The 24,393-nt window shown below is 65.6% G+C and carries 28 protein-coding genes; 14 read left to right on the top strand and 14 right to left on the bottom strand.

Annotated elements, in window-relative coordinates; translation table 11 throughout:
• The 3 genes from ACFFF7_RS05625 to ACFFF7_RS05615 all read right to left on the bottom strand — a co-directional run bounded on the left by ACFFF7_RS05625 (nucleotide 1) and on the right by ACFFF7_RS05615 (nucleotide 3,254).
• The gene (locus ACFFF7_RS05625; RefSeq protein WP_379480376.1) at nucleotides 1-822 is read right to left on the bottom strand and encodes an SDR family NAD(P)-dependent oxidoreductase; all 822 of its coding nucleotides are present in this window, start codon (nucleotides 820-822) and stop codon (nucleotides 1-3) included.
• 11 nt (nucleotides 823-833) lie between these two features.
• Complete coding sequence (locus ACFFF7_RS05620; protein ID WP_379480375.1) at nucleotides 834-1,973, bottom strand: acyl-CoA dehydrogenase family protein; 1,140 nt, start codon at nucleotides 1,971-1,973, stop codon at nucleotides 834-836.
• 117 nt (nucleotides 1,974-2,090) lie between these two features.
• Nucleotides 2,091-3,254 carry an acyl-CoA dehydrogenase family protein gene (locus ACFFF7_RS05615; protein WP_379480374.1) on the bottom strand — a complete coding sequence of 388 codons (1,164 nt, stop codon included), beginning with the start codon at nucleotides 3,252-3,254 and terminating at the stop codon, nucleotides 2,091-2,093.
• 173 nt (nucleotides 3,255-3,427) lie between these two features.
• On the opposite strand from ACFFF7_RS05615, the gene ACFFF7_RS05610 reads away from it, so the two are divergent.
• The 8 genes from ACFFF7_RS05610 to ACFFF7_RS05575 all read left to right on the top strand — a co-directional run bounded on the left by ACFFF7_RS05610 (nucleotide 3,428) and on the right by ACFFF7_RS05575 (nucleotide 11,003).
• Nucleotides 3,428-4,282: an SDR family NAD(P)-dependent oxidoreductase gene (locus ACFFF7_RS05610; protein ID WP_379480373.1), complete on the top strand. Its 855-nt coding sequence runs from the start codon at nucleotides 3,428-3,430 to the stop codon at nucleotides 4,280-4,282.
• Between the two features lie 2 nt (nucleotides 4,283-4,284).
• On the top strand, nucleotides 4,285-5,739 hold the full coding sequence (locus ACFFF7_RS05605) for an MFS transporter (RefSeq protein ID WP_379480372.1): 1,455 nt from the start codon (nucleotides 4,285-4,287) through the stop codon (nucleotides 5,737-5,739).
• Nucleotides 5,740-5,826: 87 nt separating this feature from the next.
• Entirely contained in the window at nucleotides 5,827-7,110 is a 1,284-nt protein-coding gene (locus ACFFF7_RS05600; protein ID WP_379480371.1) for an acyl-CoA dehydrogenase family protein, read from the top strand.
• A gap of 94 nt (nucleotides 7,111-7,204) precedes the next feature.
• Nucleotides 7,205-8,293, top strand: coding sequence for a Zn-dependent alcohol dehydrogenase (locus ACFFF7_RS05595; protein WP_379480370.1), 1,089 nt, complete (start codon nucleotides 7,205-7,207; stop codon nucleotides 8,291-8,293).
• A 10-nt stretch (nucleotides 8,294-8,303) separates the two neighbouring features.
• The gene (locus tag ACFFF7_RS05590) at nucleotides 8,304-9,377 is read left to right on the top strand and encodes a phosphotransferase family protein (protein ID WP_379480369.1); all 1,074 of its coding nucleotides are present in this window, start codon (nucleotides 8,304-8,306) and stop codon (nucleotides 9,375-9,377) included.
• Nucleotides 9,378-9,439: 62 nt separating this feature from the next.
• Nucleotides 9,440-10,279, top strand: coding sequence for a 2,3,4,5-tetrahydropyridine-2,6-dicarboxylate N-succinyltransferase (gene dapD, locus ACFFF7_RS05585; RefSeq protein WP_379480368.1), 840 nt, complete (start codon nucleotides 9,440-9,442; stop codon nucleotides 10,277-10,279).
• Between the two features lie 8 nt (nucleotides 10,280-10,287).
• Nucleotides 10,288-10,722 (top strand): ion channel, encoded by a 435-nt coding sequence (locus ACFFF7_RS05580; protein WP_379480367.1) that lies wholly within the window; start codon nucleotides 10,288-10,290, stop codon nucleotides 10,720-10,722.
• A gap of 83 nt (nucleotides 10,723-10,805) precedes the next feature.
• Nucleotides 10,806-11,003: a hypothetical protein gene (locus ACFFF7_RS05575; protein WP_379480366.1), complete on the top strand. Its 198-nt coding sequence runs from the start codon at nucleotides 10,806-10,808 to the stop codon at nucleotides 11,001-11,003.
• Between the two features lie 2 nt (nucleotides 11,004-11,005).
• Here the strand turns inward: ACFFF7_RS05575 and ACFFF7_RS05570 are convergent, their stop codons facing one another.
• The 3 genes from ACFFF7_RS05570 to ACFFF7_RS05560 are packed head-to-tail and all read right to left on the bottom strand — an operon-like array spanning nucleotide 11,006 to nucleotide 14,342.
• Nucleotides 11,006-12,268 (bottom strand): dipeptidase, encoded by a 1,263-nt coding sequence (locus ACFFF7_RS05570; RefSeq protein WP_379480365.1) that lies wholly within the window; start codon nucleotides 12,266-12,268, stop codon nucleotides 11,006-11,008.
• Nucleotide 12,269: 1 nt separating this feature from the next.
• Entirely contained in the window at nucleotides 12,270-13,109 is an 840-nt protein-coding gene (locus tag ACFFF7_RS05565; RefSeq protein WP_379480364.1) for a hypothetical protein, read from the bottom strand.
• Nucleotides 13,110-13,166: 57 nt separating this feature from the next.
• Nucleotides 13,167-14,342 (bottom strand): DUF5654 family protein, encoded by a 1,176-nt coding sequence (locus ACFFF7_RS05560; protein WP_379480363.1) that lies wholly within the window; start codon nucleotides 14,340-14,342, stop codon nucleotides 13,167-13,169.
• A 166-nt stretch (nucleotides 14,343-14,508) separates the two neighbouring features.
• Here ACFFF7_RS05560 and ACFFF7_RS05555 point away from each other — a divergent pair, with 166 nt between their 5' ends.
• On the top strand, nucleotides 14,509-15,267 hold the full coding sequence (locus ACFFF7_RS05555; protein WP_379480362.1) for a sulfite exporter TauE/SafE family protein: 759 nt from the start codon (nucleotides 14,509-14,511) through the stop codon (nucleotides 15,265-15,267).
• Between the two features lie 2 nt (nucleotides 15,268-15,269).
• Here the strand turns inward: ACFFF7_RS05555 and ACFFF7_RS05550 are convergent, their stop codons facing one another.
• The gene (locus ACFFF7_RS05550) at nucleotides 15,270-15,719 is read right to left on the bottom strand and encodes a hypothetical protein (RefSeq protein ID WP_379480361.1); all 450 of its coding nucleotides are present in this window, start codon (nucleotides 15,717-15,719) and stop codon (nucleotides 15,270-15,272) included.
• 186 nt (nucleotides 15,720-15,905) lie between these two features.
• On the opposite strand from ACFFF7_RS05550, the gene ACFFF7_RS05545 reads away from it, so the two are divergent.
• The 3 genes from ACFFF7_RS05545 (at nucleotide 15,906) to ACFFF7_RS05535 (ending at nucleotide 17,683) form a co-directional block, all read left to right on the top strand.
• Nucleotides 15,906-16,214, top strand: a complete 309-nt coding sequence (locus tag ACFFF7_RS05545; RefSeq protein ID WP_379480360.1) for an alkylphosphonate utilization protein — start codon at nucleotides 15,906-15,908, stop codon at nucleotides 16,212-16,214.
• A 10-nt stretch (nucleotides 16,215-16,224) separates the two neighbouring features.
• Entirely contained in the window at nucleotides 16,225-17,148 is a 924-nt protein-coding gene (locus ACFFF7_RS05540) for a 1-phosphofructokinase family hexose kinase (RefSeq protein WP_379480359.1), read from the top strand.
• Between the two features lie 70 nt (nucleotides 17,149-17,218).
• Nucleotides 17,219-17,683, top strand: a complete 465-nt coding sequence (locus tag ACFFF7_RS05535; RefSeq protein ID WP_379480358.1) for a hypothetical protein — start codon at nucleotides 17,219-17,221, stop codon at nucleotides 17,681-17,683.
• Between the two features lie 15 nt (nucleotides 17,684-17,698).
• Here ACFFF7_RS05535 and ACFFF7_RS05530 read toward each other — a convergent pair whose 3' ends face one another.
• A complete protein-coding gene (locus ACFFF7_RS05530) occupies nucleotides 17,699-18,175 on the bottom strand; it encodes a YciI family protein (RefSeq protein WP_379480357.1) in 477 nt (158 codons plus the stop codon).
• A gap of 156 nt (nucleotides 18,176-18,331) precedes the next feature.
• Here ACFFF7_RS05530 and ACFFF7_RS05525 point away from each other — a divergent pair, with 156 nt between their 5' ends.
• On the top strand, nucleotides 18,332-18,466 hold the full coding sequence (locus ACFFF7_RS05525) for a hypothetical protein (protein ID WP_379480356.1): 135 nt from the start codon (nucleotides 18,332-18,334) through the stop codon (nucleotides 18,464-18,466).
• On the opposite strand, the gene ACFFF7_RS05520 is transcribed toward ACFFF7_RS05525, so the two are convergent.
• The 5 genes from ACFFF7_RS05520 to ACFFF7_RS05500 all read right to left on the bottom strand — a co-directional run bounded on the left by ACFFF7_RS05520 (nucleotide 18,463) and on the right by ACFFF7_RS05500 (nucleotide 21,608).
• Nucleotides 18,463-18,786 carry a hypothetical protein gene (locus ACFFF7_RS05520; RefSeq protein ID WP_379480355.1) on the bottom strand — a complete coding sequence of 108 codons (324 nt, stop codon included), beginning with the start codon at nucleotides 18,784-18,786 and terminating at the stop codon, nucleotides 18,463-18,465. The genes ACFFF7_RS05525 and ACFFF7_RS05520 overlap by 4 nt on opposite strands.
• Before the next feature lie 5 nt (nucleotides 18,787-18,791).
• Nucleotides 18,792-19,112 carry a hypothetical protein gene (locus tag ACFFF7_RS05515; RefSeq protein WP_379480354.1) on the bottom strand — a complete coding sequence of 107 codons (321 nt, stop codon included), beginning with the start codon at nucleotides 19,110-19,112 and terminating at the stop codon, nucleotides 18,792-18,794.
• A 25-nt stretch (nucleotides 19,113-19,137) separates the two neighbouring features.
• A complete protein-coding gene (locus tag ACFFF7_RS05510; RefSeq protein ID WP_379480353.1) occupies nucleotides 19,138-20,076 on the bottom strand; it encodes a LysR family transcriptional regulator in 939 nt (312 codons plus the stop codon).
• 570 nt (nucleotides 20,077-20,646) lie between these two features.
• Complete coding sequence (locus ACFFF7_RS05505; protein WP_379480352.1) at nucleotides 20,647-20,994, bottom strand: excalibur calcium-binding domain-containing protein; 348 nt, start codon at nucleotides 20,992-20,994, stop codon at nucleotides 20,647-20,649.
• 260 nt (nucleotides 20,995-21,254) lie between these two features.
• Nucleotides 21,255-21,608: an ArsR/SmtB family transcription factor gene (locus ACFFF7_RS05500; RefSeq protein WP_379480351.1), complete on the bottom strand. Its 354-nt coding sequence runs from the start codon at nucleotides 21,606-21,608 to the stop codon at nucleotides 21,255-21,257.
• Nucleotides 21,609-21,717: 109 nt separating this feature from the next.
• Between ACFFF7_RS05500 and ACFFF7_RS05495 the strand changes: the two genes are divergently transcribed.
• Nucleotides 21,718-22,464: a glucose 1-dehydrogenase gene (locus tag ACFFF7_RS05495; protein ID WP_379480350.1), complete on the top strand. Its 747-nt coding sequence runs from the start codon at nucleotides 21,718-21,720 to the stop codon at nucleotides 22,462-22,464.
• 44 nt (nucleotides 22,465-22,508) lie between these two features.
• Here the strand turns inward: ACFFF7_RS05495 and thiC are convergent, their stop codons facing one another.
• Nucleotides 22,509-24,392, bottom strand: coding sequence for a phosphomethylpyrimidine synthase ThiC (gene thiC / locus ACFFF7_RS05490; RefSeq protein WP_379480349.1), 1,884 nt, complete (start codon nucleotides 24,390-24,392; stop codon nucleotides 22,509-22,511).
• Nucleotide 24,393: the final 1 nt, after the last annotated feature.

Here is a 24,393-nt window from a genome sequence, read left to right as displayed (position 1 = left end):
TCAGTGCCCCGATGGATCGTTGAATACTTCGGGAATCCAGCCGTTGACGATCCCGCCATCAATCGGAATCGTCGTGCCGACAACATAGTCGCCGGCGCGGCTCGCCAGGTAGATCGCCCCGCCGGCGATATCCTCGGCCACGCCGATGCGCTTGTAGGGGATACCCTTGGCACTGCCTTCGGGGTTCTTGGCGGCGGCCTTGTTCATCTCGCTGGGATAGGCCCCCGGCGCGATGCAGGTGACGACGATGTTGTCCTTGATCAGCCGCGCCGCCATGCGCTTGGTCAGGTGGACCACCGCCGCCTTCGACGCCTGGTAGGAATAGGTTTCCCAAGGATTGGGGCGCAGCCCGTCGACCGAGGCGATATTGATCACCTTGGCCGGACGATCGAAGGTTCCGGCAGCTTTCAGCAGCGGGAAGAGCTTCTGGGTGAGGAAGAACAGGCTTTTGACGTTGAGGTCCATGACCTTGTCCCACCCGGCCTCGGGAAACTGGTCGAACTCCGCCCCCCAGGCCGCGCCGGCATTGTTGACCAGAATGTCGAGCCGGGATTCGCGGCCAGCCAGCTCTTCGGCCAGGCGCTTGATCTCGTCCATCTGGCTGAGGTCGCCGGGCAGGCCGATAACCTTGCCGGGATAGGCGGCCTCGAATTCCGCCAGGGTTTCGGCGATCTGCTCGCGCTTGCGTGCGGTGACATAGACCCGTTCGCAACCGGCGGCGAGGAAGCCCTCGAGCAGCATCTTGCCGATCCCGCGGCTGCCGCCGGTGATCAGCGCGACCTTGCCTTCAAGGCTGAACAGTTTGGTAAAATCGAACGCCATCGTCCTGCTCCTCAATATCCGCTCAGCCGCGCGACGCGTTCTGCATGGTAATACTGGTCGCCCATGAACTCGGCCAGGGCACGGTCACGCTTCATGTAGAGGCCGATGTCGTATTCGTCGGTCATGCCGATCCCGCCGTGCATCTGCACGCCTTCGCGCACCGCCAACCCGGCGGCCTTGCCGGCCTTGGCCTTGGCCACCGAAACCATCAGGTCGGCCTTGTCACTGCCGCCGTCGAGCAGCTGCTGGGCCTTGATCGTCGCGGCGCGGGCGATCTCGATCTCGGAATAGAGGTGCGCGGCGCGGTGCTGCAGCGCCTGGAACTCGCCGATCAGCTTGCCGAACTGTTTGCGCTGCTTGAGATAGGTTGCGGTCATGTCGAAGGCGCCGGAGGCCACCCCGATGCTTTCTGCCGCCGCACCGATCCGGCCGGCGCTCAGCACCTTGTCGAGCACCGCGCGCCCGCCATCGACCTCGCCGATGACCGCGTCGGCATCCAGCTGGACATTGTCGAACCGGACGTGGGTGGCCATCGAGCTGTCGACCAGCCGCACCGCGTCCTGGCTCAGCCCGGCCGAATCGCGCGGCACGGCAAACAGGGTCACCCCGTCATTGTCGTCATCTGCCCCGGCAGTGCGCGCCGCGACCACCAGCATGTCGGCACTGCCGCCGTGAATGACGCAGGCCTTGTTGCCGTTCAGCTTGAAGCCGTTACCGCTGCGTTCCGCCCGCGTCGCAATCCGCTCTGGCCGGTGCTTGCGGCCTTCGTCGATCGCGACGGCAAAGACGCTGTCGCCCGATAGCAGGCCGGACAGGTAGCGACCGCGCAGCTCGTTGCTGCCCGCGCCCAACGCCGTCGCTGCGGCCACCGCGCTGGTCAGGAACGGCGAAGGGGTGAGGTTGCGGCCGATCTCTTCCAGGACGATCCCGGCCTCGACATGACCCATGCCAAGGCCGCCGTCGGCCTCGCTGACCAGAATGCCGGTAAAGCCCAGCTCGGCCAGGCTTTTCCACAGCGCGTGGCCGAAGCCGTCCTTGCACTGGATGTCGCGGTAGTGGCGCAGCTGTTTGGCGATGCTGCCTTCCTCGGCCATGAACTGGCGGGCGGTGTCGGCCAGCATGGTCTGGTCGTCGGTGTGGTACAAAGCCATCGTAAACTCCTTGCTCGTCATCCCCGCGAAAGCGGGGATCCATCTCCCAACGTCGCGGCCTAGGGCACGCATGCGTGATGGGCTCCCGCTTTCGCGGGAATGACGGTCGTTGTGATGTTAAGCCCCCGGCAGGTCCAGGATGCGCTTGGAAATGACGTTGAGCATGACCTCGCTGGTCCCGCCCTCGATCGAATTGGCCTTGGTCCGCAGCCAGTTGCGCGCGCTTGATCCGCCGCCCGATGCCTCGCTGTCCCATTCCAGCGCGGCGCTGCCGCCCGCCGCCATGACCAGCTCGAGCCGGCGCTTGTTGAGCTCGGTCCCGGCGTACTTCATCATGTTGGGCTGGGCCGGGTGGCCGCGGCCGACCTTGACCTCGTCCATGAACTTTTCGCTCATCGCGGTGAAGGCCAGGGCATCGACGTCGAACATCGCCAGATCGGCGCGCAGCACCGGATCTTCCAGCGCGGCGGCGCGGCTGACCGCTGCGCCCAGCGATCCGGCGCGGTCACCCCCGCCGGTCGCGGAAATCATCTCACGCTCGTGCCCGAGGAGGTACTTGGCGACGTCCCAGCCGCGGTTCAGTTCGCCGACGATCTGGTCCTTGGGGACCTTCACATTGTCGAAGAAGGTCTCGCAGAACGGCGAATTGCCGCTGATCAGCAGGATCGGCTTGGTCGAGACCCCGGGGCTTTCCATGTCGAACAGCAGGAAGCTGATCCCCTGGTACTTGTTCGCCTTGTCGGTACGGACCAGGCAGAAGATCCAGTCGGCCTTGTCGGCATAGCTGGTCCAGATCTTGCTGCCATTGACCACCCAATGGTCGCCCTTGTCTTCGCCAAAGGTCTGCAGCGAGACGAGGTCCGATCCCGAACCCGGTTCGGAATAGCCCTGGCACCAACGGATCTCGCCGCGGGCGACCTGGCCGAGGTAGTGGACCTTCTGTTCCTCGGTTCCGAACTTGAGCAGCGCCGGGCCCAGCATCCAGATGCCGAAGCTGGACAGCGGCGGCCGCGCCCCGATCCGCGCGCATTCGCTGCGCCAGATCTTGGCCTGCTCGGGGGTCATCCCCGCGCCGCCATAGGCAACCGGCCAGTCGGGCACAGTATAGCCCTTGGCCACGCAGGCATCGAGCCAGGCCTTCTGCGCCGGGCTCTTGAACTGGAACTTGCGTCCGCCCCAGCAGACGTCATCCTCGTCGCGAACGGGCTGGCGCATTTCCTGCGGGCAGTTTTCTTCAAGCCAGGCACGCAGTTCCTGACGGAAATTCTCAAGGTCGGACATGTGATTTCCTCTCCCTTCTTAAGCGCAAGGTTAAGGCGACTCGGGCGGCAGGCGCAAGCGCGGAGTTTGGCCATTTGCAAAGATTCCGCGATGCCGTAGCGTAAGCACGCCAGCGTTGACCGCCGCGCCTGTCGCCGTAAGTTGTCGAAAAAGCGGTATGGAGAGGAATGCCAATGCGATTCGCCGGAAAATGTGTCGTCGTCACCGGGGCGGCCTCGGGAATTGGCCGGGCGACCGCGCTGCTATTCGCTCGCGAAGGTGCGCACGTCTTTGCCGCCGATCTCGATCTGGCCGGGGCCAAATCCGTCGCCGCAGAGGGTGAGAACATCACCGCAGTGGCCTGTGACGTTTGCGACGTGGCGCAGATCAAGGCGCTGATGGACCAGGCCGCGGCGGCGCACGGCGGGATCGACGTGGTCTTCAACAATGCCGGGGCGGCGGGCGACCGCGCCCCGATCGACGAGATCGAGGCGGCGGGCTGGGACCGCACGATGGACCTGCTCCTGCGGTCGGTGGCGATGGGCATCCGCTATGCCGTGCCGCACATGAAGCAGCGGCCGGGGGCCAATATCGTCAACACCAGCAGCATCGCCGCGGTCGGGCCGGGCTATTCGCCCACCGCCTATGCCGTGGCCAAGGCCGGCGTGCTGCATCTGACCAAGTGCACCGCGACCGAGCTGGCGCCGCACGGCATAAGGGTCAACGCGGTGCAGCCCGGTTTCATCAATACCAACATCTTCACTTCGGCGCTGGAAATGCCCGCCGACATGGTCGATCAGGCCAAGGCGATGATCATGCAGGTGTCGAGCCATGCCCAGCCCGTCTCGCGCGCCGGCATGCCCGACGATATCGCCAATGCCGTGGCCTTCCTGGCCAGCGACGCCGGCAGCTTCATGACCGGCGCTTCGCTCATCGTCGATGGCGGGATCACGGTCGGCCCGCGCCATTCCTGGGACCCCGAAGCGCCAGGCATGTTCGATGCGCTGCAAGCGATGGCGGAAGGGGCGGTCCCGGGCACCGGACAGTGAGCGTGACATCCACCAGTCCAGCCGCCGTTCTGCCTCCGACAGAGCGCCTCCCGCTGCGCATCAAGCTGGGCAACGGGATCGGTTCTGCCGCCTATGGCGTCAAGGACAACGGTTTCTCCACCCTGCTGCTGATGTTCTACAGCCAGGTCATGGGTCTGGAAGCACGACTGGTCGGGCTGGTCCTGCTGGTCGCACTGTTGCTCGATGCCATGATCGATCCGCTGGTCGGGTACTGGAGCGACAAGACCCACAGCCACTGGGGCAAGCGCCATCCGTGGATGTACGCGGCGATCCTGCCGATGGCGGCGGCGTGGATCATGCTGTGGCACCCGCCGCAGACCAGCACAAGCTGGCTGTATGGCTATCTGCTGCTGTTCGCCTTCCTGATGCGTGCCGCAGTCTCCTGCTATGAAATCCCCGCGCTGTCCGTGGTCCCGGGGCTGACCAGCGACTATGACGAGCGCACGTCGCTGACGCGCTGGCGCTATGTCTTCGCCTGGGCAGGGGGGCTGATCATGCTGATCCTTGCCTTCGGCGTGTTCCTGGTGCCGGGTCCCGGTTATCCTTCCGGGCTGCTCAATATCGAAGGCTACAATCGCTATGGCTGGGCTGGTGCGGCGATGATGGTCGTCGCCACGCTGATCTGCGCGCTGACCACCCATCGCCGCATTGCCGCGCTGGACAGCAGCCCGGCAACGCACCTGCCGCTGGGCCAGACAGTGCGCAAGATCGGCCGGACGCTGGCCAACCATGCCTTCCTGATCCTGCTTGGCTGCACGCTATTCGCCTATATCAACCTGGGCATGACCTTTTCGACCGCGACCTATCTGCTGACCTATTACTGGGAGATGCCGCAAAGCGGGTTCATCACCTATTCGATCTCGCTGTTCGTCGGGGTTGTCGGGGCGTTCTTCCTGATCGGCTTCCTGCAAAGCCGGATCGAAAAGCGCACCGGGGCCGTGGCGACCGGGCTGCTCTCGCTGGCTTTCGGGGTGAGCCCTTACCTGCTGCGCACGGCCGGGGCATTTCCTGAAAACGGCCATCCCATGCTGATCCCCAGTCTGTTCACCCTGATGACCATTTCGAACGGGCTGGCGGTATCATCCTCGATGCTGGTGCAGTCGATGGGGGCCGACGTGATCGAGGCTTCGCAGGAACGCACGGGTGAGCGCACCGAGGGTCTGTTCTTCTCGGCCTACTTCTTCACCCAGAAGTGCGCCACGGGCCTGGGCATATTCCTGGCCGGATCGATCGTGACGGCGTCGGGCTTTCCCGCCAAGGCAGAGCCTGGCGCGGTGGCAGCTCCGGTACTTGATGCCTTTGCACTCTATTTCCTGATTGCGCTGACGCTGATCGCGCTCGCCTCGCTCGCCTTCATATCCCGGTTCCCGATTACCCGCGCCGATCATGCGCAGCGGCTCGCTCGATTGGCCGGGCGGGAGGACGCTGCACTTTAACCGACCGCTTAATTCGTACTTGGCGCAGCCTGCCGCCCGTGGCAGGGAACCGGGCGAGACTCGACAGTATAAGGAAAGGAAGACCCCATGGATTTCGACCCGACTGACCGGCAGGTGTATTGGCGCGACCGAGTTCGCCAGTTCATCGAGAACCACGTCCGTCCCCGCCAGGGCGATTACAAGAAGCAGGACGCCGAAGGCGACCGGTGGAAAGTGCTGCCGGTGGTCGAGGAAGAAAAGGCCCGGGCCAAGGCCCAGGGCATCTGGAACCTGTTCATGCCGCCGCAGTCGGGCCGCACCCATGTCGACGACACCTTCGAATTCGAAGGCCCCGGTCTGACCAACCTTGAATACGCGCTTTGCGCCGAGGAAATGGGCCGGGTCGGCTTTGCCTCCGAAGTGTTCAATTGCTCCGCGCCCGATACCGGCAACATGGAAGTGCTGCACCGCTATGGCACGCGCGAACAGAAGGAGCAGTGGCTCAAGCCGCTGATGAACGGCGAAATACGTTCGGCCTTCCTGATGACCGAGCCGCAGGTCGCCAGCTCGGACGCGACCAACATCGAATGCTCGATCCGCCGCGAGGGCGATGAATACGTGCTCAACGGCGTCAAGTGGTGGTCGTCGGGCGCGGGCGATCCGCGCTGCAAGATCGCCATCGTCATGGGCAAGACCGATTTCGAGGCCAAAAAGCACGCCCAGCAATCGATGGTGCTGATGGAGCTCGATGCCCCGGGGGTAGAGATCCTGCGCCACCTGCCGGTGTTCGGCTATGACGATGCCCCGCACGGGCACATGGAAATCAAGCTCAACAACGTCCGCATTCCGGCCAGCAACATGCTGTTGGGTGAAGGCCGCGGGTTCGAGATCGCCCAGGGCCGCCTCGGTCCGGGCCGCATCCATCACTGCATGCGCACGATCGGCGTGGCCGAGGAAGCGCTGTCGCGGATGGTCCAGCGGCTGTCGAGTCGCGTTGCCTTCGGCAAGGCGATCAGCACGCATTCGATCTGGGAACAGCGCATCGCCGAAGCCCGGATCGAAATCGAATGCTCGCGCCTGCTCTGCCTCAAGGCGGCGGACATGATGGACAAGGTCGGCAACAAGGCCGCCCAGGCCGAAATCGCGATGATCAAGGTCAAGGCGCCCAACATGGCGCTGAAGATCATCGACGATGCGATCCAGGCCCATGGCGGCGGCGGCGTGTCCGAAGACTTCGGCCTGGCCAAGATGTATGCCGGCCAGCGCACCCTGCGCATCGCCGACGGCCCGGACGAAGTCCACAACCGCTCGATCGCGCGAATCGAAATGGGCAAATATGCGCCGCAGCCCACCTCTGGCCCCAGCTCGGGCGATATCGGGGTGTCGCGGTAATTAAACCAACTCCGTTCGTGTCGAGCCTGGTCGAGACACCCTGCGATGCATCTCGACTTCGCTCGATGCTAACGGACTTTCTAAGGAATAATGGATGAAAGCCGCCGTCCTGATCGCACCGAACCAGCCGCTCGAGATCGAGCAGCTGCAGATCAGCAAGCCGGGTCCGCACGAAGTGCTGATCCGCACCGCGGCCTGCGGGCTGTGCCATTCCGACCTGCATTTCATCGAAGGGACCTATCCCCACGCCCTGCCGGCAGTTCCTGGGCACGAGGCGGCCGGGATCGTTGAGGCGGTCGGCAGCGAAGTGCGCACGGTCAAGGTCGGCGATGCGGTGGTGACCTGCCTGTCGGCGTTCTGCGGCCACTGCGAGTTCTGCGTCAGCGGCCGCATGTCACTGTGCCTGGGCGCCGAAACGCGGCGCGCCCCGGGTGCCGAACCGCGCTTGTCGCGGGGCGACGGCAGCCCGGTTGCGCAGATGCTCAACCTGTCGGCCTTTGCCGAAATGATGCTGATCCACGAACACGCCTGCACCGCGATTGACCCGGAAATGCCGCTCGATCGCGCTTCGGTGATCGGCTGCGCGGTGACCACCGGCGCCGGGACGATTTTCAACGCCTGCAAGCTGACCCCGGGTGAAACCGTCGCCGTGGTCGGTTGCGGCGGCGTGGGCCTCGCCGCGATCAACGCGGCCAAGATCGCCGGGGCGGGACGGATCATCGCTGCAGATCCGATGGCGGAAAAGCGCGATCTGGCGATCAAGCTTGGCGCGACCGACGTGGTCGATGCCCTGGCCCCCGATGCCGCTGCCCAGATCCAGGAACTGACCAAGGGCGGGGTCGATCACGCGATCGAGGCGGTTGGTCGGCCGGCTTCGGGCGAACTGGCGGTCAAGTCGCTGCGCCGCGGCGGCACCGCCACCATCCTGGGCATGATGCCGCTCAGCCATTCGGTTGGGCTCAGCGCGATGGACCTGCTTTCGGGCAAGAAGCTGCAGGGCGCGATCATGGGGATGAACCGCTTCCCGGTCGATATGCCGCGGCTGGTCGATTTCTACATGCGCGGGCTGCTCGATCTTGACACGATCATCGCCGAGCGGATTCCGCTGGAGCAGATCAACCAGGGCTTCGAGACGATGAAGTCGGGCGCTTCGGCGCGCTCGGTCATCGTGTTCGACCAATAGGGGCCAAGCCATGAGCGACGCAATCAACGCGGACGAAGCCTTTGTCGGCACGGTCGAGCCGGAAGGCGCCGACAAGCTTGACGAGGGCAAGCTGGCCGAATGGATGACGGCCAACGTCGCCGGTTTCCAAGGCCCGTTGCACCTGACCAAGTTCAAGGGCGGGCAATCGAATCCGACCTACAAGGTCGCGGCGAAGAGCGGCAACTATGTGCTGCGGCGCAAGCCATTCGGGCCGTTGCTGCCCAGCGCCCATGCGGTCGACCGCGAATACAAGGTCCAGAACGCGCTGAACAAGGCCGGCTTCCCGGCGGCGAAGCAATATGGCCTGTGCACCGACGACAGCGTGGTCGGTTCGTGGTTCTACATCATGGACATGGTCGACGGGAAGACCATCTGGGATGGGGCGATGCCCGGTGCCGAACCCGAGTACCGCCGCGCCACCTACATGGCGATGATCGATACCTTGGCCCAGCTCCACACCGTCGATGTCGAGGCGGTCGGACTGTCCGATTTCGGCAAGCCTGGCAACTATTTCGGGCGGCAGATTGATCGCTGGACCAAGCAGTACAAGCTGTCCGAGACCGAGCACATGCCCGACATGGAACGGCTGATCGAATGGCTGCCCTCGACGCTGCCCGAACAGACCCGGACCAGCGTGGTTCACGGCGATTACCGGATCGACAACATGATCTGGGCCAAGGATGAACCCAAGGTGCTCGCCGTGCTCGACTGGGAATTGTCGACCCTGGGCGATCCGCTCGGCGATTTTTCCTATGTTTGCATGGCCTGGGTCACCGAAAACGGCGGTCGTTCCGGCGTCGCTGACCTGGACCGCAAGGCGCTGGGCATTCCCGAGCTGGACGAAGTGGTCGAACGCTATTGCCAGACTGCCGGGCGCGACAGCGTGCCCGACATGAACTGGCTTTTTGCCTACAACTTTTTCCGCCTGGCCGGGATTCTTCAGGGCATCAAGAAGCGCGTGATCGACGGTACCGCCAGCTCGGCCCATGCCAAGGCGCAATCCGAACGTGTCCAGCCGCTGGTCGATCGCGCCACCGAGTATGCGAAGCTCGCGGGGATGTAGCTTGGCATCGGCGGACGGACGGGTATAGGCGGCAAGAACGACCAACCGCCCGGAGTTGCACCATGTCCGCCGATCTTGCCGCCGCCATCGAAGCCGCCTGGGATGCGCGCGATACCGTCACTCCGGCCAGCGCCGACGTGCGCGACGTGGTCGAGGCTGCGCTCGAACTGCTCGACAACGGCCAGGCCCGCGTCGCGCAGCCCGACGGGAATGGCGGCTGGCAAGTCAACCAGTGGCTCAAGAAGGCAGTGCTGCTCAGTTTCCGGTTGAACGACAATGTCGTGGTCGAACACGGTGCCGGTGGTGCTCCGGCCTATGACAAGGTTCCTTCCAAATTTGCCGGCTGGGGCGAGAATCGCTTTCGCGAGGCTGGCTTTCGCGTCGTGCCCGGTGCGGTTGCGCGGCGCGGCTCGTTCATCGGCAAGGGCGTGATCCTGATGCCCAGCTTCGTCAATATCGGTGCCCGCGTTGGCGAGGGGACGATGGTCGATACCTGGGCTACGGTCGGGTCCTGCGCGCAGATCGGCGCCCATGTCCATCTGTCCGGAGGGGTCGGGATCGGCGGCGTGCTCGAGCCGCTCCAGGCCGGGCCGGTGGTGATCGAAGACAATTGCTTCATCGGCGCACGCAGCGAAGTGGTCGAAGGGGTGCGGGTCTGCGAAGGTGCGGTGCTGTCGATGGGGGTCTACCTTGGCGCATCGACCAAGATCGTCGACCGGGCTACCGGCCAGGTGCACATCGGCGTGGTTCCGCCCTACAGTGTCGTCGTTCCCGGTTCGATGCCGGGACGGCCGCTGCCCGACGGCTCGCCCGGCCCCTCGCTGTACTGCGCGGTAATCGTCAAGACGGTTGACGCCCAGACCCGCGCGAAGACCGGGATCAACGATCTGCTGCGCGACTGACGCGGGCCGTGTCGCAGCTTCTCGTCCAGTTCATCCTTTCGGGGATCATGGTCGTGGCCTGCGTCATCATCCACGGTTTCGGCCTGTTCGGTCTGGCGCGCTTGGTGCGTAGCGAAACCGGAGTTGAACGGCTGCGCCATATCCGTCCGCTCAGCCCGCGTGGCGTCGCCTTTACGCTGGCCATAGTGATAGCCATGCTCGCGCTGCACGGACTCGAGATCTGGGCCTTCACCCTGATCTATCTGGGTATCGGGGCGATCCCATCACTGGAAGAGGCGCTGTACTTTTCGACCATTAGCTATTCAACCGTGGGCTACAACGACACCCATATCGCCATCGAATGGCGGCTGCTCGGTGCATTTGAAAGCATCCTCGGCATGGTGCTGCTTGGGTGGTCTACCGCGTTTTTCTTTCGCATGCTGGGCCGGATTGAGGCACACTGACCGCGTGGGGCAGAACCGGGTTTGCGGAACCTGCGTCGCCGCGCGGCGTTTCACCTGCAAATCCCAGCTGCAGGAGAACGACAATGCACCGCGAAGGGGAAGAGATCCACATCACGACCGAGGAAGCCAAGGGCGGCCTCCGCGGCAATCACGTGTTTACTGTCCTGCTGATCAGCCTGCTGCTGGCCTGCGCGGCCATGACCATTGCCTGGGTGACCGGGGCGCTGACAAGTACCGATGGAACGCAGGCACCCAAGGCCGCGGCCAGCGGCGCGATGTAGGGTCAGAAGCTCGTCGGGTTCTCGATCGGCGGATCGCTGCGATGCGCGGCTGAATAGGCCTCGGCAGCCTTGAGCACGCGCATCATGTTGCGGCTGGCGAGTTTCTCCAGGTCGGCCTGGGCCCATCCCCTGCGCGCCAGAGCCACGAACAGGTCGGGGTATTTGGAGACATCCTCCATGCCCTTCACGGATACTTCGATCCCGTCCATGTCGCCGCCCAGCCCGACGTGGTCGGCGCCGATGCGCCTGGCGATATAGTCGATCTGCCCGGCGACATCGGCGATCGAGCCGATGGGGGCCGGGTTGGCTTTGTCCCATTCGGCCATGGCGGCCTTGGTTCCTTCCGGATTGCCGGTGTTCAGCGCCTTCTGCCGCGCCTCTTCCCCGGCGCGGCGGGCATTGTACTGGCGCGTATCCTCGACCACGTAGGCGGGGTAGAAATTGACCATTACGATCCCGCCATTGGCCTTGATCGCGTCTAGCGCGGCATCGGGCACGTTGCGCGGATGGTGGTTGATCGCCCGGGCATTGGAATGGCTGACGATTACCGGTGCGCGGGCCACGGCCAGCGCGTCCATCATCGTCTTTTCACTGACATGGGCGAGATCGACCAGCACGCCAAGCCGCTGCATTTCGCGCACCACGTCCTTGCCGAACGGGGTCAGACCCTGCGGCATCGGCACGTCGGTGGCGCTTTCCGCCCAGGCCAGGTTCTTGAAATGGGTCAGCGTCATGTAACGCGCGCCCAGTGCGTGCATCTGGCGCAGCACCGCCAGCGATCCGCCGATCGAGTGACCGCCCTCCATCCCGATCAGCGAGGCGACCTTCTTCGCTTTCCACGCGCTTTCGACGCAGGCGCTGTCGGTGCAGAACTGCATTTCGGCGGGGTAGCGCGCGATGATCCGCTTCATCACGTCGATCTGTTCAAGCGTGGCTTGGACCGCTTGCGGTTCGGGCAGATTGGCCGAGACATAGACCGACCAGAACTGCGCGGCGACCTTGCCGGCCTTGAGCCGCCTGAGGTCGGTCATCATCGGCGCAATACCCTTTGCTGCATCACCGGTGCTGGTGGTGTCGCGAAAGTCGAAGTCCGCCAGCACGTTCTTGCGCCGGTCGCGCATCTGTTCGGGCACGTCGTTGTGTCCGTCCCACACCGGTGCCGCGGCCAGCGCCGCCGCCGCAACCTGTTCGGGCGTTGCCGCTACGGCAGACTCCGCAGCAAACAGCAGCGCGAACAGGAAGACAGGGCGCAGCGCCGCTACCATGTCATTTTGCCGGGGTGCAGTCCTTGAACCAGACAACATCTTTGAACTCCGCATATTCGTAGAAAGTGCCGGTCAGCTTGACCGATTTCCCAGGCTTGAGCTGGAGTGTATAGACTGACGTACCTGGGCCCATCAGGCAACTGACTTGAGACAACGTTGACGCCATGTTGGGCAGACGGAGCGCCAGCTGGTACGGCTGCAGAATCTTGAAAGCGACGCGATAGACACTGCCGTCACGAATGACATAATCGACATTGCCCGACAGCGTATACCTGCGATTGGCATAGCGTAGCGGGATGATCGCCGAATTCCGTTCGGCGTCTTTCGATATCTGTTGCGAAAACTCCTGAGCCGAAAGCACGGTCGGCGCAGCTTGCTGACCTACCGCGTTTGCCCCCCCGGCGGCCGCCAGCCTACCGGCTTTGCCGCCTTTGAGCTCACCCAGCATGCCGCACAATTCGGGCCGGACAGCCTCCGTCTTTGCATTCATGCCCGCGGGCAGTTTTGCTTCGACACGGACAGTGCCCAGCCCCTTTTCCTGCGTGGCGGCAAATTCGATTGGAAAACCGCGGGCATTGCTCTGGCGGTCCTGCTCGATCAGCAGCGAACCGACCGTGGGTTCAGCAGCGATGATCTGATAGCCGCGCTTTGCGGTAATACCGCGCAGCTGGTTGATCGCCACATCGGGCGGCAGGTCGACCACTGTCTGGGACGCGGTGTAGCGCAGTCCGGTAATGAAATTGCCTTTCTTGACGAAACCGTCTTCACAGGCACCGGCATGTGCGGCGGACGGCAAGAGGACAAAACCGGCAGCAGTGGCGACAAGGGTAGCAAGACGCATGGTAACTCCTGATTACTGTACTATAATTGCACTGCGGTTAACGCGATTATCTATAGACTACAAGAACTTGATCAGAAAGTTGGCAGTTCTCTTGCATCGGCCAGGACCTTCAGCATGACCGCCGCGCCGCATTGCTGCGAGCGGGCACTGGCATCGAACCGGCCGTCGGCGACAAACTTGCCGCGCTCGTACAGTGTCGAGAAACTCCACAGATAGGGGCTGGCCCGGCCCGCGCGGCAATAACCAAAACCGTTGTAGGTTTCGAGCCGGTAGAGCAGCCGCGGCAGCGACCAGTCGTCCTGATCGGCAAAGCCCATCAGCCGCAGTGCATCGCTGGCGCTGTCCTCCGAGGCGCTGGGCGGTAGCCAGCGCTGTGGGCGCCCGGCGGGAACCTGCCGGTTCGGGCAATTGCGGGCGCGGCAAGGCCAGTGGCTCGCTTTCGGGCGGCTCGGCCAGGCGCATGGGGCGCACCGGAAGCGAGGGCAGATTGAGCAGTCCGCCGCCGTCGGGTTTGACCTGGGCCGCCGCTGCGTCGACCTGGCTGAACCAGGCATCGGGGGCGTCGTACTGGGTGCGGTGCAGCCGGGCCAGCAGCGCCCCGGCCTCGTCACCCAGCTGCGGATCGATCGTCCCGGCCCGGTCAATCAGCGCAACCAGGCGCGGCATCGTCGCTTCGTAGAACCGGCCCGGATCGGCCGGCAGACCGCCTTCCCCGGTCGACAGCGGAGAAGCGGGCAGGCGCAGTGCCTTGGCCTGCTGCTCCAGCCGCAGGACCTGCGCAACAATCTGCGCGACCTGGCCCAGTCCGGCGGGAAAAGCGGCGCGCAGTGGATCGGGCAGCTTGCCGCCCAGCAGCGTGCCCAGATCGTCCGGGCCTTGCGCCGCGCGCAACGGCGCCGCGGCTGCCACCGCGGCGAGCGAAAGCCCGGCTTTGACGACGCTGCGGCGGCGGACGTGATCCTGCATCGACTCACCCCTTTGCAAGGTCAGCCTAACACCCTGATCGTCAGGGGCGAGCCCGGCGAGGTCCCGGTACCATAGCCTTTGGTTTTCGCGCTCAAAGGCAGCGTCGCCACCGAACCGCGCAGCGAGTCGGCCAAACAGCGCCAGGACCACGAACGCAATCACCGTCGCCAGGATCGCATAGGTGTTTAGGCCCGTCAGGTCGTCGCTCAGTCCCAGCTTGGCCAGCGTTGCCTTGATCGACTCGTTCCAGGCCAGGGCGGCGACCAACCCAGCGGAGCCGAAGCCAGTGTTATTATTGTCTGATCCATTGCCTCGGGATCTGGCAGGACGGTCTCCCTCCAGTTGCGTCTCCCAACTTTCTAGTGGCGGATGCAACACCGGCAAAGGGGGCGCGCCGGTTGCGCACAGCGGGCCGCTGTGCTTGGCAGCGGTTATGGACCTGCTTTCCGATCCCGCCATCCTGGCCGTGACTGTCATCGCGGTGTTCATCCTTGGGCTGGCCAAGGGTGGGTTCTCCGGCCTAGGCGCGCTGGCCACGCCGATGCTGGCGCTGGTCCTGCCGCCAACCAGGGCCGCCGCGCTGCTGCTGCCGATCCTGCTGGTTCAGGACGTCGTCAGTGTATGGTCGTTCCGCAAGTCCTGGGACCGCTGGATCGTCGCCCGGATGCTGCCCGGCGCGGCAATTGGCGTGGCGTTGGCGGCGTGGTTTGCCGCTTCGGTCGACGAGGCGCGGGTCATGCTGGTGCTGGGCGCGATTACCCTGGGTTTCGGGCTGTACCGGCTGTGGCTGGGGCGCGGCGGGCGGATTGTCGCGGCTTCGGATTCGCCCGGCTGGGTCGGTACGCTGTTCGGCGTGGCGACAGGCTTCACCAGCCAGATCGCCCACGCCGGCGGGCCACCGTTCCAGATGTGGGTGACCCCGCGCCGCTTGCCGCACCAGGTCTTCGTCGGTACCAGTTCGGTGACCTTTGCCGCGATCAACTGGATGAAGGTGCCCAGCTTCATCCTGATCGGATCGTTCGACCGCGCGGTGCTGACCGCGGCGGCGCTGCTGGTGCCGCTGGCCGTGCTCAGCACGCTGGGCGCGGTCTGGCTGATCCGCCGGATGGATCCGGCGCGGTTCTATGGCCTGATCTACTGGCTGATGGTGCTGCTGGGCGCCAAGCTCGTCTGGGACGGGCTCGGCGCCTGAGCTCAATCGATCCGCGCAAGCAGCGATCCGGCACTGCGCGCCAGCGTCGGCGAATCCATCGCTGCCGCTTCAGATGCGACATCCGCGGCCCTGGCGCAGAACTGTCCGGGTGAACGCTGCAGGGCAAAGCGGTTGTACAGCTGGGTCAGATGACGATCCATCCCGCCGCTGTATTTGCGCTGTTCGGCCGCATAGGCCGAGGCGAGCAGCCCACGATGCCGGCTCAGCAGCCGCGAGTAGTCCGGCGCGACCGTTTCGCGCCCACTGCCACGGCACGACAAGGCCGCAACGTTGAGCCCGGCGCGCAGGTGCCAGAGGTGCTCATTGGCCATGTTGCTTGCCAGGGGTTGCGCGGTGCCGCCGCGTACGGTCCGGGCAAACGCCGGCGCTCCGTGACCGACAATGGCCACGGCCAAGGCCGCCGCAATGGCGACCACACAGGTACTGTTCATGTTACGACCCTCCCGCAATCGCGGTGCGCTTATGCGGGGCCGCAAACAAGATCGGCCGACGTGGATTGCGCCGACCTGCACAAATGTTGCGACAGACGATGAATACGTCTTTCGCGCGGCATTCGCAGCCACGCAGGCTGGTCAAGCGCGGCGCCGGCTGCCATGCCGTGAGCGAAGGAGCGGGCCATGGCAGCAGACGACGAAGACTACGTCTATGATGAGGACAGCGGCGAGTGGCTGCCGGCCTCGGAGCTCGCGGCCAAGCGTGCCGCCGAAAGCGCGGTTGAAGTGCGCGACGCGGTGGGCAACCTGCTGGCCGACGGCGATGCGGTGACACTGATCAAGGACCTGACGGTCAAGGGCGCGGGCCAGACGCTGAAGCAAGGCACCGTGATCCCGTCGATCCGCCTGACCGGCGACGCGCAGGAGATCGACTGCCGCTATCCGGGGATCAAGGGCCTGGTTCTGCGCGCCGAGTTCGTGCGCAAGCGCTGAGCCGCGATCGATGGACCGCGTCGCCACGCTGACTCTCAACCCGGCGATCGATTCGGCCTGCGAGGCCGAGGCAGTGTCGGCGACCCGAAAGATACGCACTTTTGGCGAGCGCTACGATCCGGGCGGGGGCGGGCTCAATGTCGCGCGCGTCCTGCACCGCTTCGGTGTCCCGGTCGAGGCGGTCTACCTCTCGGGCGGTCCGACCGGGGCCCTGCTCGACGAGCTGCTCGACAATTCCGGCCTGCCGCGCCGGGCGATCCCGATCCACGATCACACCCGGATGAGCCTGGCGGTCTATGAACGCTGCAGCGGCCACGAATACCGCTTCGTCCCCGAAGGCCCCAAGGTGGCCGAGGACGAATGGCGCGCGCTGCTCGGTGCTTGCTTCGCGAGCCCGGCGGAATGGGTCGTCGCCTCGGGATCGCTGCCGCGCGGGGTGCCCGACGATTTCTTCGCCCGCCTCGCCGCGCCGCTGCTGGCGCAGGAACGCAAGCTGGTAGTCGATACCTCGGGCGCTTCGCTGGCCGCCTGCTTTGCCGCCGGATCGATGTACATCGCCAAGCCCAGCGTGGGCGAGTTCGAGACCCTGCTGGGCCGCCAACTCAAGACCCACGGCGAAGTGGCCGAGGCCGCCGGTGCGCTGGTCGACGCCGGCAAGGCCCAGATCGTGGCAGTGACCATGGGCGAAGAGGGCGCGGTTCTGGTCCACCGCGGCGGGGTCCTGACCCACCCGGGGATCAAGGCTGTTGCCGAATCGACCACCGGTGCGGGTGACAGCTTCGTCGGCGGGCTGGTTACCGGGCTGATCCTGGGCGAAGGGATCGAACGCGCCTTCCTCCGCGCGATTGCCTCGGGCACCGCTGCAGTGCTCCATCCTGGCACCGACCTGTGCCGCACCGAAGACGTCGACCGGCTGCTGCGCGAACTGGCCTGACACGCCCACGGGAACAGATCCGCCGCGCCCGGGTTTAGACCGGGAACCCCCCGCGACCCGGAGCAGGCCGATGCAGGCACGTCCCCTTCTGATTTCAGCCGTGATCGGCGGCATTGTCCTTGGCACCGCTGCGGCCAGTGCAATCCCGCAACTGGCCGCCGGTCCGGCCGAGCCGGCGTGGCGCAGCCTGATCCAGCCGCAGTATCAGCAGGCCTACTCCGCCAGCCACGGCGCAGGTCCCGAAGACAGCTCGGCCATGGGCCTGGCCGTGATGCGCCTCGACGATCCGGCGCAGTTGCAGCTTCCGCCGGAATACGCCGCGCAGGAACGCCTTGCGCAGCAAGCCGCCACCGAGGCCGAGCGAGCCTATCGGCTGGCCTACCGCGAAGCGATTGCGCTGCGCCCGGCCGCTGAGCCCGCCGCGCCCGCCACGGCCAATGCGGCGCCGGAACCGGTGGCCACGCCCGAAGAAGCGCCCGAAGAGGCGCCGGTCGAGGCCAAGGTGATCACCGTCGTCGCGCTCGACAGCGAATAGGGCCCAGTCACCGCCTCAGTCGCCAATCGTCTCGTCATAGGGCCGCGCGACACCGCGAAAGCGGCCCGCGCGGATCGCCGGATCGGCGGCCAGCACGGCATTGGCCTCGCGCTGGTTACGCGCGCGCAGCAAGGCAAAGCCGGTATCCTTGCCGACCGGCCCGGCGCTTTCGACCAGACCCTTGTCGTGCAGGTCTTGCCAGTAACGCCAGTGTTCGTCGCTGCGGCTCTTGCGCAGCGGCTGGCCCTTTTTCCACGCCGGACCCGGACCCATGACCACGGCGTAAAGCGATCCGCCGCGCTGCACCGGACGGGCCTTCGCCTTGTCCGGCGCGGTCGCAGTCTCAGCCGTCTTGCTCCGCTCATTTGCCGCCGCAGCCTTTTGCGCGGGCGGCTTGGCCGGACGGCTGCGCGCCGCTGCGCCCTGTGGGCCCAGTAACAGGCCCAGCACGGCCAGCCCCGCCAAGGCGCGGCGCCTTCTGGTACTCAACATTGTGCAACCCCTCGCTAACCCGATTGCTATGGCAGCCCCATGGCACGGCCGGGCGCGCTGTTCGCGGCCGCTGCGCCGCGCCGTGCAATTCCTTCGACATTGCGCCGGCAAAGGCGCAGGACCGGCCCATCGGCACTCCGCCGCGAAGGACAGGTCATGGCCAAAGGGCAGAAGAAATCGAGCCGCGAAGCGCGCAAGCCCAAGGCGGAAAAGGCGCCCAAGCAGAACGCCTCGAAGCCCAGCCTCAAGCCCGGCGTGCTGCCCGGGCTGGACAACATGAAGCGCGGCTAGTCCGCCGCGTCGGGATCGCGGTCGTCCGACGGCGCCAGCCGGGTGATCCAGCGCGGCGCTTCGCCGGGGGCGCACTCGATGTCGGGCGAAGGCACCGGATCATCCCCGGTCTCGATCCAGCCGCGCCCGTCGCACTTGCCGCACAGGCAGCGCTTGCTGCGCTGGCTGGCGAGGTCGATTTCGACATTCCATTGCCCATGCCCGGCGCACAGCGGGCACACCCGGTCCAGCGCCCCGCTGCGCGGCAGCAGGGGTATGCCATCGAAAGCGTGAGGATCCTGCGGCCCGGTGCAGGTGACGATGCGGCTGTCGTGCGCCATGGTGCTCAGCCGCGCAGCAGCATGACCAGGAACGCCGCGGTGAACAGGCCGTCGCCGGCCAGCACCCAGCCTACCGCGCGCGGCAGTTCGCCCCGCCGCAGTGCCGGGGCCATCAGCGCGATCACCCCCAGCTTGCCCAGGACCCCGGCCCACAGCATCGGCAGGAACCGCGCCGGATCGCTGGCAGCCACGGCATAGACCACGCCGAAACAGACCACGAGCAGGCTGACCACGCGCCCGTCGCGGCTGGCGTCATTCTGCATCAGGCCAGGCCCGCCGATGACGAAGTTGAACGCCGCGGCGGCGCCCAGGATGATTTGCTCCATTGTCATTCCCCCTGTTCAAACGTGATCAGACCGCCGTTCCGGTCCGCCCCGGCAGGCTCGATGGCTCGCTGCCCAGGTCCTGCGGCGGCCGGCTCTGGCGCGCTACGTAGTCGGCGACGCAATCGATCACCGCGCGGATGTGGGGCTGGCGGCGCGCCTGATCGGTGGTGACCAGCCAGCACGGCGTGGTCAGCTCCGGGATCGGCGGGGTGACCCGGACCACGCCTTTCAGTCCGTCGCCGATGATCGTCGGCAACAGCGCCGCCCCGATCCCGGCACGGACCCCGGCGATCACGCTCGACAGGCTGGTCACCCGCTGGACGATCCGCCCGCCCGGCGCCGCGGCCATCAGCCATTTCGCGAACCGCCCGAACGGTGCCGAGGTTTCGATGATCAGCGGATAGGCGTCAAGCCCGGCCACGGTCTCGGGCCGGCCCAGCCGCGCAACCAGCTCGCGTTCGGCATAGACGCACTCGTGCAGCTCGGTCAGCCGCCGCACGATCAGCGTCTCGCCTTCGGGCATCGGGCCAAAGCGGATCGCGAAATCGGCATCGCCGCGCGCCACATCGAGATTCTCGTCGGTCGAGATGACGTCCACCTGCACTCCGGGCAGGCTTTCGTGAAGTCCGGCAATCGCCGGGATCACCCAGGCGCTGGCCGCCGATTCCACCGTCGTAACCCGCACCGTGCCCGCCAGGCGGCGCGATTCCGACTGGACTGCCTCGGCAAAGGCCCCGGCGGCGCGCTCCACCGCCTCGGCATGAATGACCAGCGCCTCGCCCCGGGCGGTCAGGGCATGGCCCGATGCGGCGCGGGCGAACAGTTCGACCCCCAGCTGCTCCTCGATGAAGGCGATTCGCCGCGACACCGTCGCCTGGCTGACCCGCAGCTTGCGCGATGCCGCCAGCGTGCTGCCACCCCGGGCCACGGCGAGGAAGAACTTGAGGTCGTTCCAGTCGAACATCGGCGGTTTCCTCGCCTTTCGGCGCGACTATGCATCCGTGCATAGCCCCTATGCAAGAACAGTGTTCCACCCCCCAGCGCGGCCTGGGGTATAGCCCTGGTCATCGGGCAGGAATGGTTCCCGCCCGGCCATTCAGGAGAAGAACAATGACCGCCACCCGCTTCAACGCCGCCGTTTCAGCCGCATTCGCCACGCTGTTCAGCCTTGCCTTCCTGGTCCAGGTCATGCCCGCCGCCGTGATCTGACCCGTGCGGCGAGACAAGCCCCGGACGGGGCGCATCCCATGAAGGGCCTGGCATCCGCCGGGCCCTTTTTGGTTGGGGCCGCGGTGGAAGTTCACACCGAAGTTCACAGGGTACATGCGGGCAAAGTTCACATCCCTGTGAAGCGCCGATCGCCGGTCGGAGCCACCGCTGCAAGGCATGGACAGGACAGGGCTGGCAGGCAGGCGCATCGCCGGGACTATGCCACACGGCGGCGATGTAGGAAAGGCCTGAGCCCTGAGCGCAACGGCCCTCCCTCGTCATCCCAGAGAAGGCGGGGATCCAGCTTCGAACCGTGACGGCCCGCTTACTGGATCGGCTCGCAGGCCACCCCGTCGCCGTCGCCATCCATGTCTTCGCGGTAGCCCGGCTCGCCGCGATAGAGCGGGGCCGAACCCGCCGCCCGCACCGGATCGCAGCCGCGCCAGTGATCCCCGGCCCGCGGCGTTCGCGCCCACATCAGACCCATTGTCACCGCGACTGGCTTGACCCGCGCGGTGATCGCGGCGCGGCCATCTTCCGACAGGGCCAGTGTGCCAATCCCGCCAACCGTCCCGAACAAGGCCGCGCCCACAAGCCAGCCCCCACCGCCGCGCTGGGGCGGCGGGCTTCGCCGTGTTGCACCGTGGCGGCGAGTCGGATGGTGGCGTGCCATCGGCAGACGATATGCCGCATCCGGTAAACGAAGCCTTGGCACGGCCAGCGCGATAGCGCGTCAATCTCGCCCTGCTGGACGAGCCCGCCCAGGTCCGCCACGCGTTCGAATACCAGGGCAGCGGGCATCACTTGCCGGGAGGCGCAGCGACAGCAGGGGACGCGGTGAAGAAGGAAGCGATGCGCAAGGCGGGGATCGGGTATCACGAGGTGATCGCGGGACACACGACGCCGGCGGAGTTGAAGCGGTTGGTGGAACGCTTAGTGCCCGCTGCCTGAACTATCGGTCCCTTGCGTGCCGGTGTAAGCGCCCATGATTGCTTTCAGCAGACCTGGATAGCGCGCGTCGAGTTCGGCGCATCTCGGATAATTGCGCATCTCCACACCGTGTCTTTCGGACCGGATCAGACCTGCTTCCCGCAGAATTCGGAAATGATGGGACAGAGATGATTTGGGAATGACCCGGTCGCCGGTGTCGGCAAGGGTCGCGCACCCCCGAACGCAGCCAAGGCCGGCGATTTCAGCATAGATGCGCGCGCGCTCGGGATCGGACAGCGCATGCAGGATGGCCTGCGGCGTGACGCTTTCGATTGATGGGTGAATGAACGGGCGCATGACAAAAAAGCAGATAGTCCCCCTTGTCCTTGAGTTCAATAGTTCCATATTCCTGAACTATCGCACTATGGCCGCTTGTGGCCGAGGCGTTTCAGAAAGGAAATTCACCATGGCTCGATTGCAGGACAAGGTCGCCATTGTCACCGGAGCATCGAAGGGCATCGGCGCGGCCATTGCGAAGGCGCTGGCGGCAGAAGGCGCCGCAGTAATTGTCAACTACGCAAGCAGCCGCGAAGGCGCCGAAGCCACCGTTGCTGCGATCACGGATGGTGGCGGCAAGGCCGTCGCGGTTGGCGCCGACGTGGCCGATCCGGCCCAGGCGGCGACGCTGGTCGACGCCGCGCTGCGTGAATTCGGGCGGCTTGATATCGTCGTCAACAACAGCGGGGTCTATGCCTTTGCGCCGATCGAGCAATTCGATCCGCTGGAGTATCACCGCATGTTCGGGATCAATGTGCTTGGGCTGCTCAACGTCACGAAAGCCGCGGTGCCGCATCTTGCTGAAGGCGCGAGCGTGATCAACATCTCGTCGAACATCACGCGGATGAAGCTGCCCGGTGCGTCGCTTTACACGGCCAGCAAGGCCGCGGCCGATGCGATCACGCGGGTTCTGTCGACCGAACTGGGACCGCGCCGGATCCGCGTCAACGCGATCGCGCCGGGCATGACGCTGACCGAAGGGACCGATGCTGCGGGAATTGTCGAAGGGTCCGACTTTGCCGACCAGATCATTGCCCAGACGCCACTAGGCCGCGCCGGTCAGCCCGACGACATCGCCGTGGCGGCCGTGTTTCTCGCGTCCGACGACGCGCGGTGGATCACAGGTGAGGTCATCGGCGTCAGCGGCGGCGCGTAACGGCGACCTTACAAGCGCGCGCGTCGCCACGCGCGCGCTTGTGGTCAATCGTGCTCCCGGTCGCCTTGCCCGATATATAACTCCCGCCCGCCTTCGTTGTAGACCCGGCTCATCTCCTCCATCCCCGCCTCGACTTCGCTCGGCACAAGCTTCCCTGCCGCCTCTGCGGCAAGGAAGGTGTCGGGCGCGGCATTCTGCTTCGCCGCAAAATCGCGCACTTCCTGCGTGATCTTCATGCTGCAGAACTTCGGCCCGCACATCGAACAGAAGTGCGCGGTCTTGGCGCCTTCGGCGGGGAGGGTCTGATCGTGGTACTGCTCGGCGGTGTCGGGATCGAGGCTGAGGTTGAACTGGTCGCGCCAGCGGAATTCGAAGCGGGCGCGGCTCAGGGCGTCGTCGCGGACCTTGGCTGCGGGGTGGCCCTTCGCCAAATCCGCCGCGTGGGCGGCGAGCTTGTAGGTGACCACGCCGACCTTGACGTCGTCGCGGTCGGGCAGGCCGAGGTGTTCCTTTGGCGTCACGTAGCAGAGCATCGCCGTACCGAACCAGCCGATCATCGCCGCGCCGATCCCGCTGGTGATGTGATCGTATCCCGGGGCAATGTCGGTGACGAGCGGCCCGAGGGTGTAGAACGGCGCTTCGCCGCAGGCCTTCAATTGCTTGTCCATGTTCTCCTTGATCTTGTGCATCGGCACATGGCCGGGGCCTTCGATCATCACCTGGACGTCCTGGTCCCAGGCGCGCTTGGTCAGCTCGCCCAGGGTGTAGAGCTCGGCGAACTGGGCTTCGTCGTTGGCATCGGCGATCGATCCGGGGCGCAGCCCGTCGCCCAGGCTGTAGGCGATGTCATAGGCCTTCATGATCTCGGTGATCTCATCGAAGCGTTCGTAGAGGAACGATTCCTTGTGATGCGCCAGGCACCACTTGGCCATGATGGAGCCGCCGCGGCTGACGATCCCGGTGACGCGCTTGGCGGTCATCGGGATATAGGGCAGGCGCACCCCGGCGTGGATTGTGAAGTAATCGACCCCCTGTTCGGCCTGTTCGATCAGGGTATCGCGGAACACCTCCCAGGTCAGGTCCTCGGCAATTCCGCCGACCTTTTCCAGCGCCTGGTAGATCGGCACGGTGCCGATCGGCACCGGGCTGTTGCGCAGGATCCATTCGCGGGTGTCGTGGATGTTGCGCCCGGTGGAGAGGTCCATCACCGTGTCGGCGCCCCAGCGGATCGACCAGACCATCTTGTCGACTTCGTTGGCGACATCGCTGGCCACCGCCGAGTTGCCAATGTTGGCGTTGATCTTGACCAGGAAGTTGCGGCCGATCGCCATCGGCTCCGATTCCGGGTGGTTGATGTTGCTGGGGATGATCGCGCGGCCGCGGGCGACTTCCTGGCGGACCCATTCGCCGGTGACATAGTCCGGGATTTCCGCGCCCCAGTCCTGCCCGTCGCGAATGTGGCCGATGATCTGCTCGCGCCCCAGGTTCTCGCGCGTGGCGACGTATTCCATCTCGGGGGTGACGATGCCGCGGCGGGCGTAGTGCATCTGGCTTACGTTGCCGCCCGGCTTGGCGCGGAGCACCGTGCGGCGCACGTTGGGAAAGGCGGGGACGCCGCCCGAACGGTCGGGGCCAAGCTGGCCGTTATCCTCGGGCTTGACCTCGCGCTGGGTCACCTCCTCGACATCGCCGCGGCCGCGGATCCAGTCCTTGCGCAGTTCGGCCAGGCCCTGGGCGATGTCGATCCGTACCGCGGGATCGGTGTAGGGGCCGCTGGTGTCATAGACCCGCACCGGGGCCTCGCCGCTTGAAGGCTCGAGGTGGATTTCGCGCATCGCCACGCCGAGCGGTCCGACGTGGACCTTTTTGCTGCCGCGGATCGGCCCGGTGGTGACGCCAATCTCGAGCTTGCTGGGAATGTCGGCCATA

The organism is Novosphingobium aquiterrae (assembly GCF_042434435.1).
GTDB classification, from domain to species: domain Bacteria; phylum Pseudomonadota; class Alphaproteobacteria; order Sphingomonadales; family Sphingomonadaceae; genus Novosphingobium; species Novosphingobium aquiterrae.
This window is presented reverse-complemented; position numbering and strand designations above follow the sequence as displayed.